Raw genomic sequence first — 16,263 nt, forward strand, 5'->3', positions numbered from 1 at the left:
CAGGACTGGTTGTCCGGGAACCACTCCAGCAGCTGCTGGTACGTCGACGGGTAGTCCACGCCCCGAACCGGATTCGCGGTCATCCACAGATTCTACTTCACCCAAGCAGATATGCAGAACACATGTTCGAGGAGCTGGCGAAGGCGGTGAGCGGGATCAGGGCGAGCTGCCCCGATGTCCCAGGCGCCCACGTGCTCGACGACGCCTCGACCATCACCGCGATCGACGAACTCGAGCGGCTCAAGGCCGCCTGCGCGGCCGCACAGGTGAGACTCACCGAGCGTTTCGTCGCGTCCCAGTCGGAAGCCGCCCAGCGGCTTCGTGCTGAGGCTCAGGCGTGCTCCGACGCCGGCGACTTCGACGGTTGGGTGCTGGCCCGTGACCGCGCTCGCTCGATGGAGCTGGGGACCGACCACTCCGGACACGACGGCGTCGGGCGAGACAAGGCACGTCGCTCCCGTACGACCCGGCGCATGATGCTCTCGCGCACGAGCGTCTCAGCACAGGTCGGTCTGGCCCGGCACGAGTCGCCCAACCGCGGGTCCCGCCTCGCGAGCGCGGCGGTGAGCCTCGTCAGGCACCTGCCGCGCACCCTCGAGGCGCTGTCTGCCGGGGCGCTCAACGAGCGTCGCGCCGAACTCGTCGTCCGGGCCACGAGCCATCTGCGGCCGGAGCTGCGTGCTCGTGTCGACGACGAGGTCGTCGGTGTCAACTTCCTACCGGACGATCCCAGGGCGGGCATCGGTGCGTGGGGCGATCGCGAGCTGGAGCGCCGGGTGCGCGCCTGCGCCGACCGACTCGATGCCGCTGCCGCCGTGGAGCGCTGCCGCATGGCGGAGTCGGAGCGGCGGGTGACGATCCGCCCCGTCCCCGACACGATGGCACTGGTCTCGGCAGTCCTTCCCGTCGCCCAGGCCGTGGCTGTTCATGCAGCCTTGAGCCGAGCAGCCTTGTCCGCAAAAGCCTCCGGCGACCAGCGCGGCAAGGGCCAGGTCATGGCCGACACGCTCGTCGAGCTCGTGACCGGCCAGAGCAGGGCTGACACCGTGCCCGTCGAGGTGCAGGTCGTCATCACCGACCGAGCACTGCTCGACGGCGACGCCACCGCCGCGCACGTCCCCGGCTACGGCGCTGTGCCCGCCGGTTGGGCCCGCGAGCTGTTGACGCGGCGCGCGCCGGGCGGCGGGGTTGCTGCGAGAGTGTGGGTGAGACGGCTCTTCACGCATCCGTCGACCGGCACCCTCGTGGCCATGGAGAGCAACCGGCGCCTGTTCCCGGCCGGCCTGCGTCGCTTCGTCGTCGCCCGTGACGGCGCCTGCCGCACTCCGTGGTGCGACGCGCCGGTCGCCCACGCCGACCACGTCGAGCCGCACGCAGAAGGCGGCCCCACCAGCGCCGGCAACGGCCAGGGCCTCTGCGTGCGCTGCAACATCGTCAAGGAGCAGCCGGGGTGGCGGTCCGTCGTGCTCAGTTGTGGACCGTTGGCACGCGAGGGCACCGGGCCCCCGGCGGCGGCTCAGCTGGGCGACGACGAACGAGCTCACACCGTGCAGATCATGACGCCGACGGGTCACGTCCACCTGTCGGTCCCCCCGCCCGTCCTGCCCGGCGCCGAGACCGCGGCGGGGCCGTCACACCGGGTCCTGCGGAGGCGCCGCGGCGTGCGGCTCGAGGTCTACGAGCGTGACGACGTCGAGGTCGAGTACGCCGAGGCCGGCTGACCGGGACGGAGCTCCAGGTCCAGCCGCGCCCCCCGGGCCTGGCCACACCCGAGCGGGGCGAGGCGTCCGGGTCAGAAGGTCTCTCCGGTCAGGCGCTCGTACGCGTCCACGTACTTCGCGCGGGTCTGCTCGACGATGCGAACGGGCAGCTCCGGCGGCGCCTCGCCGCTCTTGCGGTCCCAGCCCGACTCGGCCGACGTCAGCCAGTCACGCACGAACTGCTTGTCGTACGACGGTTGCGGGTGCCCCGGCTCCCACAGGTCGGCCGGCCAGAAGCGCGACGAGTCGGGCGTCAGCACCTCGTCGGCCAGCACCAGGCTCCCGGAGCCGTCGGGCGAGACGCCGAACTCCACCTTGGTGTCGGCGATGAGGATGCCGCGCTCGGAGGCGATCTCGTTGCCGCGCGCGAGGATGGCCCGCGTCAGCCGCGACACCTCTGCGGCCACGTCCGCGCCCACCTCCGCCTCGACCTCGGCCGGCGTCATCGGCAGGTCGTGCTCCCCCACCGGGGCCTTGGTCGTCGGCGTGAACACCGGCTCCGGCAGCTTCGAGCCGTCGACGAGCCCCTCGGGCAGCTCGACACCCGAGACCGAGCCCTTCTCGCGGTACTCCTCCAGGCCCCCACCGGTCAGGTAGGCGCGGGCGATGGCCTCGACCTTGAGCATGTCGAGCTTGCGCACCAGCACCGCGCGTCCGGCGACGGACTCGGGCACGTCTGTGGAGATCACATGGTTGGGCACGAGGTCGGAGAGCTGGTCGAACCACCACAGCGAGAGCCGCGTCAGCACGGCGCCCTTGTCGGGGATCTCGGGCGACATCATCCAGTCGTACGCCGAGAGCCGGTTCGAGGCGACCAGCAGCAGCTGGTCGGGCACGACCTCGCCGGCATCGTCGAGCGGCGCGTAGAGGTCACGCACCTTTCCGGAGTAGATGTGCTCGTAGCCCGGCAGGTCCAGCGGTAGGTCGGTCACGCGCACAGCCTGCCACCTGCTCAGGCGATCCGGCACAGGGCGTTCAGCGGGGAGGGGCAGGTTCATGACAGTGACTCCTTGAGGGCATCGGGAGAGATGAGGTCGGTGAGGCTCCGCCGAGCCCGGTGCAGGCGCGACTTGACGGTCCCTCCGGAGACGCCGAGCGCAGTGGCTGCCTCGGCGACACTGCAGCCCGACCAGACGACCAGCTCGACCGCCTCACGCTGCACGGCCGGGAGGCGGGCGAGGGCACGACGCACCTCGCTCATCTGCCGCTCGTCGTCGACGCGTGCGGCAGTGGGCGCGGCATGGTCGGCCGAGACCGCACCTCCGGCGTCGGCCTCGATGCGCCCGTGCAGCAGACGCAGACGGCGGGCCGAGCGCGCGACGTTCGCGCACTCCTGGCCGGCCATGACGAGCAGGACGGCGCGGGCCGTGTCGGCGCGCAGCGGGTCGACCGTGCCGTCACGAGCCCGCCGCCACACCGCGGTGAACGTCGCCTGCACGACGTCCTCCGCGGTCGCCCACGACGCGGTGCGCCTGAAGGCGAAGTTGTAGACGGCATCGCAGTGACGCCGGTAGAGCTGCGTCAGCGCTGCTCCGTCAGCGCCGTCGAGACGAGCCCACAGCTCCCTGTCGCCCAGCACCGGCGTCGACCCGGTGAGGGTTGGTTCTCGAGTCATGGTCTCGAAGCTCATGCCTGGAAGAGTCCGGCTCGGCCCCGAGGGTTCGCCTCAGCCGACGGTGATCTCGCCGCGCTCGGCGCGGAGCGCGATGTCTCTGCGGTGGTGGGAGCCGTCGAGCTCGATGACCGCCACCGCGTCGTAGGCCGCCTTCCTCGCCTTCGCGAGCGACCCTCCCACCGCGACGACGTCGAGCACCCGCCCGCCGGCCGACACCAGCGCACCCTCCTCGTCGAGACGCGTGCCGGCGTGGAGCACGACGACACCCGGCACCTCCGCCGCCGCGTCGAGACCCGTGATGGGGTCCCCGGTGCGCGGCGCCTCCGGATAGCCGGCCGACGCCACGACGACGACGACGGCGTGGTCGTCCGACCAGCGCAGTCGGCCGAAGTCGCCCAGGCCGCCCATGGCGGCCGCCAGGAGCAGCTGAGCGAACGGTGTCTCGAGCCGGGCGATGGACGCCTGCCCGTCGGGGTCGCCGAAGCGGGCGTTGAACTCGATGACCTTCGGTCCGCGCGACGTGAGCGCGAGGCCGACGTAGAGGGCGCCGACGAACGGCGTGCCGCGGCGGCGCATCTCGTCGATGGTCGGACGTGCCACCCGCGCGACGACCTCGTCGGCCAGCCCGTCGGGGGCCCAGTCGAGCGGCGAGTAGGCGCCCATGCCGCCGGTGTTGAGGCCCGCGTCGTCGTCGCCCACGCGCTTGAAGTCCTGCGCCGGCGAGAGGGCCACGACCGTCTCGCCGTCGCTGACGCAGAAGACCGAGACCTCGGGCCCGTCGAGGAACTCCTCGACGACGAGGCGCCCGCCGGGCTTGGCGAGGCACGCTCGGGCGTGCTCCAGCGCGACCTCGCGCGAGTCCGTCACGACGACACCCTTGCCCGCAGCGAGGCCGTCGTCCTTGACGACGTGCGGCGCTCCCAGCGCGTCGAGGGCCGCCTCGACCTCGTCCATCGTCGTGCACACGTGCGCGAGCGCGGTCGGCACGTCGGCGGCGGCCATGACCTCCTTGGCGAAGGACTTGCTGCCCTCGAGGCGCGCGGCCTCGGCGGAGGGGCCGAAGACGGCGAACCCGGCCGCACGGCATACGTCGGCAACCCCTGCGACGAGGGGTGCCTCGGGGCCCACGACGACGAGGTCGACCTCGTGCTCTCGGGCGACCGCCGCGACGGCCTCGCCGTCGAGGATGTCGACGGGCACGCAGAGAGCGGTCGCGTCGATGCCCGGGTTGCCGGGCGCGGCGATCACCGCGTCGACCTCGGGATCGGCCGCGACGGCCTTGACGATTGCGTGTTCACGGGCGCCGGAGCCGAGGACGAGGACCTTCACGGCGCCCAGCCTAGGGGCCGTCCAGCCGGGCCAGCAGCCCTGCCCGCACGCTGGGCCACTCGTCGACGAGGATCGAGTGGACGGCCGAGTCGCGCCACGACCCGTCGGCCCGTCGCACGTCGCGCCGGGTGATCCCCTCGAAGGTCGCGCCGAGCTTGAGGATCGCGGCGCGCGACCGCGTGTTGACCACGTCGGTCTGGATCTTCACCCGCCCGAACCCGCACGTGTCGAAGGCGTGCTCGAGCAGGAGCAGCTTGCTCTCGGGGTTGACCTGGGTGCCCCACCAGCGCGAGCCGTACATCGTCCAACCGAGGTGCACGTGCTCGCGGGCCGTGTCGACGTCGCCGAGCGAGCTCGTGCCGACGACCGTTCCCTCCGGACCGAGGTCCCCGTCGGCGACGAGCCTGATCGTGTATGCCGTCCGCCCCGCCTCCCGAGCCGCGACGTAGGCGCTCACGACCGCCTCCGTGTCGGTGACGCTCTCGTGCGCCCGCGACATCGCGTATCCCTCCTCGTAGCAACGCCGGTCGGCGAAGACCGGGAAGAGCCCGGAGGCGTCGGCGGGCGTCATCACGTCGAGCCGGACGAAGCGGCCGACGAGCGGCGCGCCGGTGGGCGGTATGCAGGCGGGTGCGGGCATGCGATGACAGTAGACTTGATGGTTCCCGCGCCGCCTAGGCGCCCCTCAGAGTCCTTGGATGTCAGTGAGCACTTCGAACGCATCGTCCCAGCGGAGCAGCGCGCCCGGATCGCGCGACGTCTCGCCGGTGTCGACCAAGAGCATCCCCGACGAGCTCGCGCGCGAGATCGCCGTCGAGCAGGCGCACGTCGACCGCGTGCACGAAGAGCTCGAGAAGGCCGGCCTGCGCGCCGACGTCGTCCAGGCCGAGGGCCTGGCCCGCAGCCAGTTCGGCCGGCAGGTCGAGATCGGCGACGCCGAGGGCGCCGGCCTGTTCGAGCGCGACGCCCTGATGTTCCACGCCGCCAAGCGACGGTCGGCCCTCGACACCCAGTACGAGGGCCTCGTCTTCGGGAGGCTCGACATCGACCACGCGATGCTGCGCGCGGCGAAGGCGACCGACGTGTCGGGCAACGGGCACGCGCGAGGGGCCTCCGGCACCGGCGTGTCCGGCGTGGCCGGCTCGGAGAGCAGCAGCGACGAGGACCGCGAGATCCGCTACATCGGACGACTCGGCGTGCGCGACGACGACTACGAGCCGCTCGTCATCGACTGGCGTGCACCCGCCGCGTCCCCCTTCTACCGCGCCACGCCGACCCAGCCGATGGGCGTGCTGCGCCGACGCGTGCTGCGCAGCCGCGGCACCACGGTCATCGGCATCGAGGACGACCTCATGGTCCCCGAGGCGCCCGACGACCTCGTCGTCGTGGGCGACGGCGCCCTCATGGCCGCGCTCACCCGCAGCCGTGGCGAGCGCATGCGTGACATCGTCGCGACCATCCAGGCGCACCAGGACGAGGCCATCCGCGCCAGCGCGCGCGGCGTCACCGAGATCACCGGCGGCCCCGGCACCGGAAAGACGGTCGTGGCCCTGCACCGGGCCGCCTACCTGCTCTACTCCGACCGGCGACGGTTCGAGTCGGGCGGCATCCTCGTCGTCGGCCCTTCCGGGGCCTACACGGCCTACATCGAGCGGGTGCTCCCCTCGCTCGGTGAGGAGAGCGTCGTCCTTCGCGCCCTCGGCGACGTGCTCGACGTCGTCGGCACCGAGCGGCTCGACCCGCCCGACGTCGCGCGCATCAAGGGCTCGACCCGCATCCGGGGCCTCCTCGGCGCGGCGGCGCGCGGCCGGGTCCCCGAGTCCCCCACGGAGTTCCGCGCGATGGTGGCCGGTCGTCCCGTGCGCCTCGAGGCCCGCGACCTCGACCGGGTGCGCTCGCAGGTGCTGCGCCAGCACCAGCGCAACACCGCGACCGCGGCTGCCCACGCTGCCCTCGGCGAGGCGGCCTGGTCGTCGCTCGGCATCACCGGCGACCGCGACGCCAAGGCCGAGTTCCTCGACAAGTGGGAGGACCACCTCGACGTCGAGTCGTTCATGGAGGCCTGGTGGCCCCAGGTCGACCCGCGCGAGGTGCTGCTCTGGCTCGGCGACCCCGAGCTCGTGCGTCGGCACGCCCGCGGCAGCCTGCGCGACGACGAGGTCGAGGCACTCGCCGCGTCGTTCCGCCACGCTCTCGAGGTCGGCTCCTGGTCGGTCGCCGACGTCGCCCTCGTCGACGACCTCGCCGCCCGCCTCGGCGCCGTGCAGGAGGCCCCGAAGGAGGAGCGCGGCTTCTACGAGATCGAGGAGCTCGACGACCTCAGCCAGTACGGCGTCACCGAGGTGCAGCCCGTGCGCAGCGCCGCCCGCGACGAGGGCGCGCCCGTCGTGCGCACCGAGCCGCGCGAGCGGTTGCTCGCCGGTCGCGTCGGCCGGCCCGAGGAGTACGCGCACGTGCTCGTCGACGAGGCCCAGGACCTCTCCCCCATGCAGTGGCGGATGATCGGACGGCGCGGCCGCTACGCGTCGTGGACCGTCGTCGGCGACGCCGCCCAGGCTTCCTGGCCCGACGCCGCCGAGGCCGCCGCGGCCCGCGAGGAGGCCTTCGGCACTCAGGGGCGCCAGTCGTTCCACATGGACACCAACTACCGCAACGCCCGCGAGATCTTCGACTACGCCGCCGAGGTCGTGCGCCGCGAGGTGCCCGACGCCGACATCCCGCAGGCGGTGCGCGAGACCGGGGTGCACCCGGTCGAGGCGCCGCTCGGAGCCGACCCGCTCGCGAGCGTCCGGGCCGCCGTCGACGCGCTGCTCGACCAGGTCGAGGGGGCCATCGCGGTCGTCACCCCGGCCCGGCACGCCGCGGCCCTGGCTCCGCTCGCCGAGCCCGAGGGTCGCGTCCAGGTCGTCGACCCGATGTCGACGAAGGGCCTCGAGTACGACGCGACCGTCGTCGTCGACCCGGCCGAGATCACCCGCGAGTCGCCCGGGGGCGTACGCGTCCTCTACGTCGCTCTGACGCGCGCGGCGCACCGGATGACGGTGCTTTCGTGACGCTCTGACGCGTCTTCGACGGACTTGGCGGCGATGCGCTGGATGCCCCTTTATGCGCACGTCGACATTAGGTAAAGACTTGTTCAAGGATTCAGTGAACCGTCGACTGCACCCTCCCCGAGGGGGAAGATTGGTTTCACCGCCAAGGCGTGCGAACCTACCCTCCCCGCCGTCTCCTCCCCCCTGAGACCCTTGGCGCATCGCGAAGTCCCGCCCCCCAATGTGGACGACGCACCGGGCGAGGGACGAGATGCAACCCCCCTGCATCCCGCCCCTCGCCCGCCCCATGTCCGGAGTCCCCGACACGGCCTTGTCGCGCCCCGCCGTCCTCGCTGGGAATTGTCTGGGAAATGACCTTCCCCTCGACAAAATGTCCTTCAAGCGATGGCAAACATTGCGCCTCCTGACTGGCGCGCACCCCGGTCACCGACAACTGTTGCGGCAGGTCATCCGACCGCCCTCGGGGGTACCTCGGTAGCCAGGAGAACGCCTTGAAGAAGAGCTTCATCACGACGGTCGCCACCGCTGCGATCGCCGCCACCGCCCTCGCGACCGTCGCCACGAGCGGCGCGCAGGCAGCCGGCCAGCAGGCCGGGTCCGGCAAAGTCGGCATCGAGCGAGCCATGGCCGCCGCTCGGGCCCACGGCAACGCCTTCGGTCTCGACAACGACCAGGCACTGCAGGGCAAGAGCGTAACGACCGACCGCGACGGCACCACCCACGCCCGCTTCGACCGCACGTTCAAGGGCCTGCCCGTCGTCGGTGGCGACGTCGTCGTCCACACCGACAAGGCCGGCGCCTGAAAGGGCGTCAACGCTGCGTCCAGCGCCGTGCGCGTCGCGTCCACCACCCCCCTCGTGACGGGCCAGGCAGCGGCCGCCACGGCCGCCCGCGACGCCGGCTTCACGGTGCGCACGTCGTCGCCCACGCTCGCCGTGTACGCGTACGGCCCGGCCCGCCTGGTGTGGAAGACCCAGGTCGACGGCGTCGGCGCCCACCAGGAGCCCGCCGGCAAGGTCGTCTTCGTCGACGCCCGCTCCGGTGCCGTCGTGGACCAGTGGGCCACCGAGCAGACCGACACGGGCAGCGGTCAGAGCCTCTACCTCGGCACCGTGCCGCTCGAGTCGACCCTCTCCGGCGGGTCGTACCAGCTCATCGACGGCACCCGCGGTGGCGCCCGCACCGAGGACGCCAACAACGGCTCGACCTCGACGACGAGCGGCACGCTCTACACGGACGCCGACAACGTCTGGGGCACGGGCTCGAACTCCAACCGGCAGACGGCTGCCGTGGACGCCGCATTCGGCGTCGCCAAGACGTGGGACTTCTACAAGAACGTCTTCAGCCGCAACGGGATCAAGAACAACGGCGTCGCCGCCAAGAGCCTCGTGCACGTCGGCAGCGGCTGGGTCAACGCCTCGTGGTCGGACGCCTGCTTCTGCATGCGCTACGGCGACGGCAGCGGCAGCTACACCCCGCTCGTCTCCCTCGACGTCGCGGGCCACGAGATGACGCACGGCGTCACGTCCGCCACTGCGGGCCTCGCCTACCGCCGCGAGTCCGGTGGCCTCAACGAGTCGACGTCCGACGTGATGGGCACGATGGTGGAGTTCTACGCCGCCAACGCCGCCGACCAGGGTGACTACCTCATCGGCGAGAAGATCAACACCTCCGGCACCCCGCTGCGCTGGATGGACAAGCCGAGCAAGGACGGCGCATCGGCCGACTGCTGGAGCAAGACGGTCGGCACCCTCGACGTCCACTACAGCTCGGGCGTCGGCAACCACCTGTTCTACCTCCTCTCGGAGGGCACCGGCACCAAGGTGATCGGCGGGGCCACGCACAGCAGCACGGCGTGCAACGGCGCGACGCTCACCGGCATCGGCCACGACAAGGCCGCCGCCATCTGGTACCGCGCGCTCACCACCTACTGGGTGTCGAGCACCGACTACGCGGGCGCCCGCGCCGGCATGGTGCAGGCCGCCAAGGACCTCTACGGCGCCACGAGCCCGGAGGCCACGGCGACCGCCGCCGCCTGGTCGGGCGTCGGGGTCAACTGACCCGTCACACCGGCACAACCACGACGCGAAGTGCCCACTCGACCTCACGGTCGAGTGGGCACTTCGCGTGTCCGGCCGGCTGGCTCAGTGGCCGATGAGGGTGCGCACGCGGTCGGCGCCGACGGCGAGCAGCAGCGTCGGCAGGCGCGGCCCCGTGTCACGGCCGACGAGCAGCCGGTAGACGAGCACGAAGAACGCACGCTGTGCGGCAGAGAGCTCGGGGTCCTTGACCTTGGCCTCTGGGTCGATGCCGCGCTGGATCTTGGGCACGCCGTACGCGAGGTGCGTGAGGCCGTCGAGCGACCAGTGGTCGTCGAGCCCCTCGGCCAGCAGGCGCAGCGACTCGCGTTGCTGCTCGTCGAGGCTGCCCAACAGCTCGGCGTCGGGGGTCTCCCGCACGATCGTGCGGTCCTCGGCGGGCACGTAGCCGAGCATCCAGCGCTCGGCGCAGTCGAGGCGCGGGCGCAGGTCGTCGGTGGAACCGACCGGGTTGTCGGGGTCGAGGTCGGACAGGATGCGGACCGCCTGCTCCTCGTCACCCTGGGTCACGTCGATCACCGAGGCGATGGTGCGGAACGGCATCGGGCGGGGCGTGGTGGGCAGCGGCCCCGACGCCGTCGAGGTCGCACGCAGGTGCGCGGCGAGGTCGCCGGCCTGGGCAGAACCGTCGGCGACCTTGCGGTTCAGGGCATCCCACTCGTCGTAGAGGCGCTGCAGCTCGGGCCCGAAGGCGACGTCGAAGCTCTGGTTGGGCCGGCGGCGCGCGTAGAGCCAGCGCAGCACCGGCGCCTCCATGACCTCGAGCGCGTCGTTCGGGATGGGCACGCCACCCTTGCTCGAGCTCATCTTCGCCATGCCTGCGATGCCGACGAACGCGTACATCGGGCCGACGGGACGCTCCCAGCCGAAGATCGGCGCGAGGTCCTTGCCGACGACGAAGCTCGACCCCGGGCTCTGGTGGTCGACGCCCGACGGCTCGAACACCACGTGCTCGTGGCCCCAGCGCATCGGCCAGTCGACCTTCCACACGAGCTTGCCGTTGGTGAAGGTGTCGAGGTCGACGGTCTCACGGTGACCGCACTTCGTGCACTCGTAGCTGAGCGCGTGCGTGTCGTCGTCGTAGGCGGTGACGGTGGTGAAGTCGGTGCCGCACGAGGAGCAGAACGGCTTGAACGGGTAGTAGCCCGCCTTGCCCTCGCTGCCGTCGTCCTCGGTCGCGGCGCCCGAGCCGCGCTCGGCCTCGGTCGCGGCCGCGGCCTGCTCCTCGGTGAGCTTCGGCTCCTTGCCACCGCCCTTGCCGCCCTTGCCCTTGCCCGTGGCCTTCTGGCGCGCCGCCTCGACGGCCTCGAGCGTGCGGTACTGGTCGAGCACCTTGTCGATCGCGAGGCGTTCACGCATCGCGAGCAGCACCTGGTCGCGGTAGACGCCGGCGCGGTACTGCTCGGTCTGGCTGATCTGGCGCACCTCGATGCCCGTCGCGGCCATGGCCTCGAGCAGCGGCGCCTTGAAGTGATCGGCCCAGCTCGCGTGCGGCGAGCCCTCGGGCGCAGGGACCGCGGTCAGCGGCATACCGATGTACTGCTCCCACGAGTCGTCCACGCCTGCAAGGTTCTTCGGCACGCGGCGGAATCGGTCGAAGTCGTCCCAGCTGAGGATGTGCTCGCACGCGATGCCGCGGCGCTTGATCTCGTCGGCGACGAGGTGCGGCGTGATGAGCTCGCGGAAGTTGCCGAGGTGGATCGGCCCGGACGGGCTGATGCCCGAGGCGCAGACGATGGTCTCGCCGGGGTTGCGCTCCTGCGCCTCGGCGATGACCTCGTCGGCGAGGCGCGTGACCCAGTCGAGCGGGGCGACCGTTTCAGTCATGAATTTCCTTCAGTTCCAAGCGATTGCGTATGCCGTCCGCCCCCTTTGGGCGCGAGCGTTCAGGACGCGACGGCGGGCTTGAGCGGGAAGCGCTCGATGATCTCGTCGCGGCCGGGGCCGACGCCGATGGCCGACACTCGTGCACCGATGAGCTCCTCGACGCGCAGCACGTAGGCTTGGGCGTTGGCGGGCAGCTCGTCGAACGAGCGGCAGTGGGTGATGTCCTCCCACCAGCCGTCGAGCTCCTCGTAGATCGGGGTCGCGTGGTGGAAGTCGGTCTGGTTGACCGGCATCTCGTCGTGGCGCACGCCGTTCACGTCGTAGGCGACGCAGACCGGCACCTTGTCGAGGCCGGTGAGCACGTCGAGCTTGGTGATGACGAAGTCGGTGACGCCGTTGATGCGGGTCGCGTAGCGGCCGACGACGGTGTCCATCCAGCCGCAGCGGCGCGGACGTCCGGTGGTGGTGCCGTACTCGGCGCCCGTCTTGCGCAGGAACTCGCCCTTGTCGTCGTGCAGCTCGGTGGGGAACGGGCCCTCGCCGACGCGGGTCGTGTAGGCCTTGAGGATCGCGATGACCGAGTCGATGCGGGTCGGGGGCACGCCCGAGCCGGTGCAGGCGCCGGCCGCGACGGCGTTGCTCGACGTGACGTAGGGGTAGGTGCCGTGGTCGACGTCGAGCAGGGTCGCCTGCCCGGCCTCGAAGAGCACCGTGTCGCCCCGGTCGAGGGCCTGGCTCAGCACGAGGCTCGTGTCGGCGACCATCGGAGCGAGCCGGGCGGCATACGAGAGCAGCTCCTCGACGACGTCGTCGACCGCGGACGCGCGGGTGTTGTAGATCTTCGCGAGCACCTGGTTCTTGACCTCGAGGGCCGCCTCGACCTTCTGGCGCAGGATCTTCTCGTCGTAGAGGTCCTGGATGCGGATGCCGATGCGGTTCATCTTGTCGGCGTAGGTCGGGCCGATGCCGCGGCCGGTGGTGCCGATGCGGCGCTTGCCGAGGAAGCGCTCGGTCACCTTGTCGATGGTGCGGTTGTAGCTCGGGATGACGTGGGCGTTGGCGCTGACGAGCAGCTTGCTCGTGTCGACGCCACGCGCGTCGAGGCCGTCGAGCTCCTCGAAGAGGACCGACAGGTCGATGACGACGCCGTTGCCGATGACCGGCACGCAGTTCGGGCTGAGGATGCCGGAGGGCAGCAGGTGCAGCGCGTACTTCTCGCGCTTGCCGTCCTTCTCGATGACGACGGTGTGGCCGGCGTTGTTGCCGCCGTTGAACTTGACGACGTAGTCGACGCTGCTGCCGAGCAGGTCGGTCGCCTTGCCCTTGCCTTCGTCGCCCCACTGGGCTCCGACGAGCACGATCGCGGGCATCAGTCCGCCTTCCGGGTTGTGGTCCTGGCCAACCGCAAGGTTATCGGTTCGAGACCACTGCCCCGGACGCCGTCCGCCCCGCGCCGGGCCCGGCCGGGTCAGTGGCCGGCGAGCCAGGCCTCGAGGTACTCGGCGACGCCGTCCTCGCGGTGGTGCGAGGTGACGACCGAGGCCGCGTCGAGTGCCGGGTCGACGGCGTTGGCGACCGCGACGGCCGTGCCAGCGACCGCGAACGCCGAGACGTCGTTGTGGTTGTCGCCGAAGAAGACCGTGTCGGCGAGGTCGACCCCGAGCTCGTCGGCCAGGGCCCTCAGCCCGTCGCCCTTCGAGCAGGCCGAGCTCGCGATCTCGAGGTAGGTCGGCTTGGAGCGGTAGGAGACGAGACCCGGGCGCCCGGCCAGCGCCGCCTCGAGCTCGTCGACGAGCGCGGGGTCGCCCATGGCCATCACCTTGTGCGGCGGCCGTGTGTCGACGACCCCGGATGCGACGTAGTCGTGCGCCGAGACCTCGCTCGGGTCGACCGCCGTGATGGTGGCCTCGCGCTCGGTCCACGCGTCGGGACCCCAGGCGTGCCAGTCGTCACCGGCGAAGAAGCTCGCGTGGAGGCCCAGCCGCGAGCACACGGCATACGCCCCCCGGGCGTCCTCCGGTGCGATGGCCACGTCGGTGACGACCGACCGGTCGGCCCGCAGCACGAGGCCACCGTTGTACGCGATGAGCGGGGTGGGCTCGACTCCGCAGAGGCGCTCGAGTCCCTCCAGGGACGCCGGCATGCGCGAGCTGCACAGCACGAACGTGTGCCCCGCCGACCGCACCGCCCGGATGGCGGCGACGGTGCGGTCGGACAGGGTGCGTCGGTGGTCGAGCAGCGTGCCGTCGACGTCGGAGCAGAAGAGCGTCATGCAGCGACCAGCGAGCTCACAGACCGAGCTCGCGCGCCGCCTCGGCCGAGCTGTCGCGGAGGAACTGCGTGCACCGGGCCTCCTCGTCGCTCTCGCCGATGGCGCGCGCCGCCCGGGCCAGCGCCGCGAGCGCCCGGAGGAACCCGCGGTTCGGCTCGTGCGACCACGGCACCGGGCCCTGGCCGCGCCAGCCTGACTTGCGCAGGGCGTCGAGCGCGCGGTGGTAGCCGGTGCGGGCGTACGCGTACGCCTCGACGTCGCGGTCGCCGTCGGCCAGCGCGTCCTCCGCCAGCGTCGCCCACGCGAGCGAGCTGGCCGGGTAGGTCGCGGCGACCTGCACCGGGTCGACACCGGACTCGAGCTTCTCGGCGGCCGGGTCGACGCCGAGGCGCGTCTCGGGGATGCCGAGCAGGTTGTCGCTCACTGGTGCGTGCCGGCCGAGCGCAGCGCGGTGCAGGCCTCGACGATGCGCACCGCCATGGCCTCCTCGGCCGCCTTGCCCCAGGCGCGCGGGTCGTACTGCTTCTTGTTGCCGACCTCGCCGTCGACCTTGAGCACACCGGCGTAGCCGGAGATCATCCAGTCGGCGATCCTGCGGGTGAAGGCGTACTGGGTGTCGGTGTCGACGTTCATCTTGATGACGCCGTGGTCGACGGCCGCCGAGATCTCCTCGGGCAGCGAGCCGGAGCCGCCGTGGAAGACGAGGTCGAACGGGCGTGCGTCGTCGGACAGGCCCAGCTCCTTGGCGGCGGCCTTCTGGGCCTCGAGGAGCACCTCGGGGCGCAGCTTGACGTTGCCCGGCTTGTAGACGCCGTGGACGTTGCCGAACGTGAGCGCGGTCAGGTAGCGGCCGTTCTCGCCGGCACCGAGCGCCTTGACCGTCGCGATGGCGTCCTCGGGCGTCGAGTAGAGCTTGTCGTTGATCTCGTGGGCGACGCCGTCCTCCTCGCCGCCGACGACGCCGACCTCGATCTCGAGGACGACGTTCGCGGCCTGGGCGAGGTCGAGCAGCTCGCGGGCGATCGTGAGGTTCTCGTCGAGCGGCACGGCCGAGCCGTCCCACATGTGCGACTGGAACCACGGGGTGCCGCCGGCCTTGACGCGCTCGGTCGAGGCCGCGAGGAGCGGGCGCACGAAGCCGTCGAGCTTGTCCTTGGGGCAGTGGTCGGTGTGCAGCGCGATGTTGACGGGGTAGTTCTTCGCGACCTCGTGGGCGTACGCGGCGAAGGCGAGCGAACCGCTGACCATGTTCTTGATGGTCGGGCCGGAGAGGTACTCGGCGCCGCCCGTCGAGACCTGGATGATGCCGTCGGAGCCCGCGTCGGCGAAGCCCTTGAGCGCGGCGTTCAGCGTCTGCGAGCTCGAGACGTTGATGGCGGGGTACGCGAAGGAGCCGGCCTTCGCGCGGTCGAGCATGTCGGCATACACCTCGGGGGTGGCGATGGGCATTGCGTCTCCTGCTGGGTTGGCGTACGGGAGCTGTGCGGTTTCGATCCAGCCGAAATCCTGCCACGTATGCCGTCACGTGCCCACGGGTGCCCACCCACCGGTGAGCGCCCGCTCAGAGGAGGCGTGCGACGAGCACCGCGAGGGCCCGCTGCTGCTCGCCGGCCTTCCATCCGCTGCCGTCGAGGGTTGCCCACACGACACTGCTGCCACGGCGGAGCAGGGCGACCTCGGCCGACCCAGCGCCGCGCTCCGACGGCACCGTGCCGACGAGGGCGGCGACGCCGGCCACGGTGCTCGGCGTCGCCTTCGCACAGGCCACGAACGCGACACGGAGGTGGTCCACGAGCCCTCCCGGATCGCCCGCGGCGAGGTCGACCAGGCCGTAGGACACCTCCTTCGTGCCGGCCGAGCTCTCGGGCGGGGCCTGGTTGCCTGCCTGCTTCGGCATCGTGACGAGGTAGCCCTCGACGAGGCGGCGTGCCCCACTCGCCGGGACGAGCTCGTCGGAGGGCAGTCCGGTCCACGGCGCGAGGCCGTCGCAGAGCGGCTCGGCCGGCAGCTCGCCGGGACACTTGCTGCGGACGGCGGCATCGGCACCCGGCACGACCTCCTTCGGGTCGGAGGAGTCGCTCGACTCGGCGCCCGGGAAGAGCGCCTCGAGGGGCACCCGACCCTTGCCGGTGAGAGGACGCCTCGTGATGCACCTCAGCGCCTCCACGACATGGGTCATCCCCGGGTCGGGAGGAGCAGCGGAAGGGCCGGCGCGCGCCACGGCAGGGGCGGTTCCAGCTCGCGCAACCGGAGCGGGGCCGTCCGACGTGCACGCACCGAGCACCGAGACCGCCAGGGCCGCCGCGGC

General features: G+C 71.7%; 14 protein-coding genes. 4 read left to right on the forward strand and 10 right to left on the reverse strand.

From position 1 onward, the window contains the following. Positions 1-122: 122 nt before the first annotated feature. Positions 123-1,721 carry an HNH endonuclease gene (locus ACXR8F_RS18190; protein ID WP_458802629.1) on the forward strand — a complete coding sequence of 533 codons (1,599 nt, stop codon included), beginning with the start codon at positions 123-125 and terminating at the stop codon, positions 1,719-1,721. A 71-nt stretch (positions 1,722-1,792) separates the two neighbouring features. Here ACXR8F_RS18190 and ACXR8F_RS18195 read toward each other — a convergent pair whose 3' ends face one another. From ACXR8F_RS18195 to ACXR8F_RS18210, 4 genes are read right to left on the reverse strand one after another with little or no spacing between them, the layout of a single operon-like run. Further along, the gene (locus ACXR8F_RS18195) at positions 1,793-2,698 is read right to left on the reverse strand and encodes a phosphoribosylaminoimidazolesuccinocarboxamide synthase (protein ID WP_458802631.1); all 906 of its coding nucleotides are present in this window, start codon (positions 2,696-2,698) and stop codon (positions 1,793-1,795) included. A 56-nt stretch (positions 2,699-2,754) separates the two neighbouring features. Next, positions 2,755-3,390, reverse strand: coding sequence for an RNA polymerase sigma factor (locus tag ACXR8F_RS18200; RefSeq protein WP_458802633.1), 636 nt, complete (start codon positions 3,388-3,390; stop codon positions 2,755-2,757). A 36-nt stretch (positions 3,391-3,426) separates the two neighbouring features. Further along, on the reverse strand, positions 3,427-4,704 hold the full coding sequence (gene purD, locus ACXR8F_RS18205) for a phosphoribosylamine--glycine ligase (RefSeq protein ID WP_458802635.1): 1,278 nt from the start codon (positions 4,702-4,704) through the stop codon (positions 3,427-3,429). A 10-nt stretch (positions 4,705-4,714) separates the two neighbouring features. After that, on the reverse strand, positions 4,715-5,344 hold the full coding sequence (locus ACXR8F_RS18210) for a GNAT family N-acetyltransferase (RefSeq protein ID WP_458802637.1): 630 nt from the start codon (positions 5,342-5,344) through the stop codon (positions 4,715-4,717). A gap of 58 nt (positions 5,345-5,402) precedes the next feature. Between ACXR8F_RS18210 and ACXR8F_RS18215 the strand changes: the two genes are divergently transcribed. The 3 genes from ACXR8F_RS18215 to ACXR8F_RS18225 all read left to right on the forward strand — a co-directional run bounded on the left by ACXR8F_RS18215 (position 5,403) and on the right by ACXR8F_RS18225 (position 9,817). Beyond that, complete coding sequence (locus tag ACXR8F_RS18215; protein WP_458802639.1) at positions 5,403-7,757, forward strand: HelD family protein; 2,355 nt, start codon at positions 5,403-5,405, stop codon at positions 7,755-7,757. Positions 7,758-8,248: 491 nt separating this feature from the next. Continuing rightward, complete coding sequence (locus ACXR8F_RS18220; protein WP_458802641.1) at positions 8,249-8,560, forward strand: hypothetical protein; 312 nt, start codon at positions 8,249-8,251, stop codon at positions 8,558-8,560. Positions 8,561-8,614: 54 nt separating this feature from the next. After that, entirely contained in the window at positions 8,615-9,817 is a 1,203-nt protein-coding gene (locus ACXR8F_RS18225) for a M4 family metallopeptidase (protein WP_458802642.1), read from the forward strand. An 84-nt stretch (positions 9,818-9,901) separates the two neighbouring features. Here ACXR8F_RS18225 and lysS read toward each other — a convergent pair whose 3' ends face one another. From lysS to ACXR8F_RS18255, 6 genes are all read right to left on the reverse strand, one after another. Then, on the reverse strand, positions 9,902-11,683 hold the full coding sequence (gene lysS, locus ACXR8F_RS18230; RefSeq protein WP_458802644.1) for a lysine--tRNA ligase: 1,782 nt from the start codon (positions 11,681-11,683) through the stop codon (positions 9,902-9,904). A gap of 59 nt (positions 11,684-11,742) precedes the next feature. After that, complete coding sequence (locus tag ACXR8F_RS18235) at positions 11,743-13,053, reverse strand: adenylosuccinate synthase (protein WP_045191269.1); 1,311 nt, start codon at positions 13,051-13,053, stop codon at positions 11,743-11,745. Positions 13,054-13,151: 98 nt separating this feature from the next. After that, positions 13,152-13,955 carry a Cof-type HAD-IIB family hydrolase gene (locus ACXR8F_RS18240; RefSeq protein WP_458802646.1) on the reverse strand — a complete coding sequence of 268 codons (804 nt, stop codon included), beginning with the start codon at positions 13,953-13,955 and terminating at the stop codon, positions 13,152-13,154. A gap of 16 nt (positions 13,956-13,971) precedes the next feature. Next, positions 13,972-14,379 carry a DUF3151 domain-containing protein gene (locus ACXR8F_RS18245; RefSeq protein ID WP_045191267.1) on the reverse strand — a complete coding sequence of 136 codons (408 nt, stop codon included), beginning with the start codon at positions 14,377-14,379 and terminating at the stop codon, positions 13,972-13,974. Further along, the gene (fbaA, locus tag ACXR8F_RS18250) at positions 14,376-15,404 is read right to left on the reverse strand and encodes a class II fructose-bisphosphate aldolase (protein WP_458802648.1); all 1,029 of its coding nucleotides are present in this window, start codon (positions 15,402-15,404) and stop codon (positions 14,376-14,378) included. Before fbaA ends, ACXR8F_RS18245 begins: the two co-directional genes overlap by 4 nt. Positions 15,405-15,516: 112 nt before the next feature. Continuing rightward, positions 15,517-16,134 (reverse strand): hypothetical protein, encoded by a 618-nt coding sequence (locus ACXR8F_RS18255; RefSeq protein ID WP_458802650.1) that lies wholly within the window; start codon positions 16,132-16,134, stop codon positions 15,517-15,519. Between the last annotated feature and the right edge of the window lie 129 nt (positions 16,135-16,263).

It is taken from the genome of Terrabacter sp. AAH1, assembly GCF_054456855.1.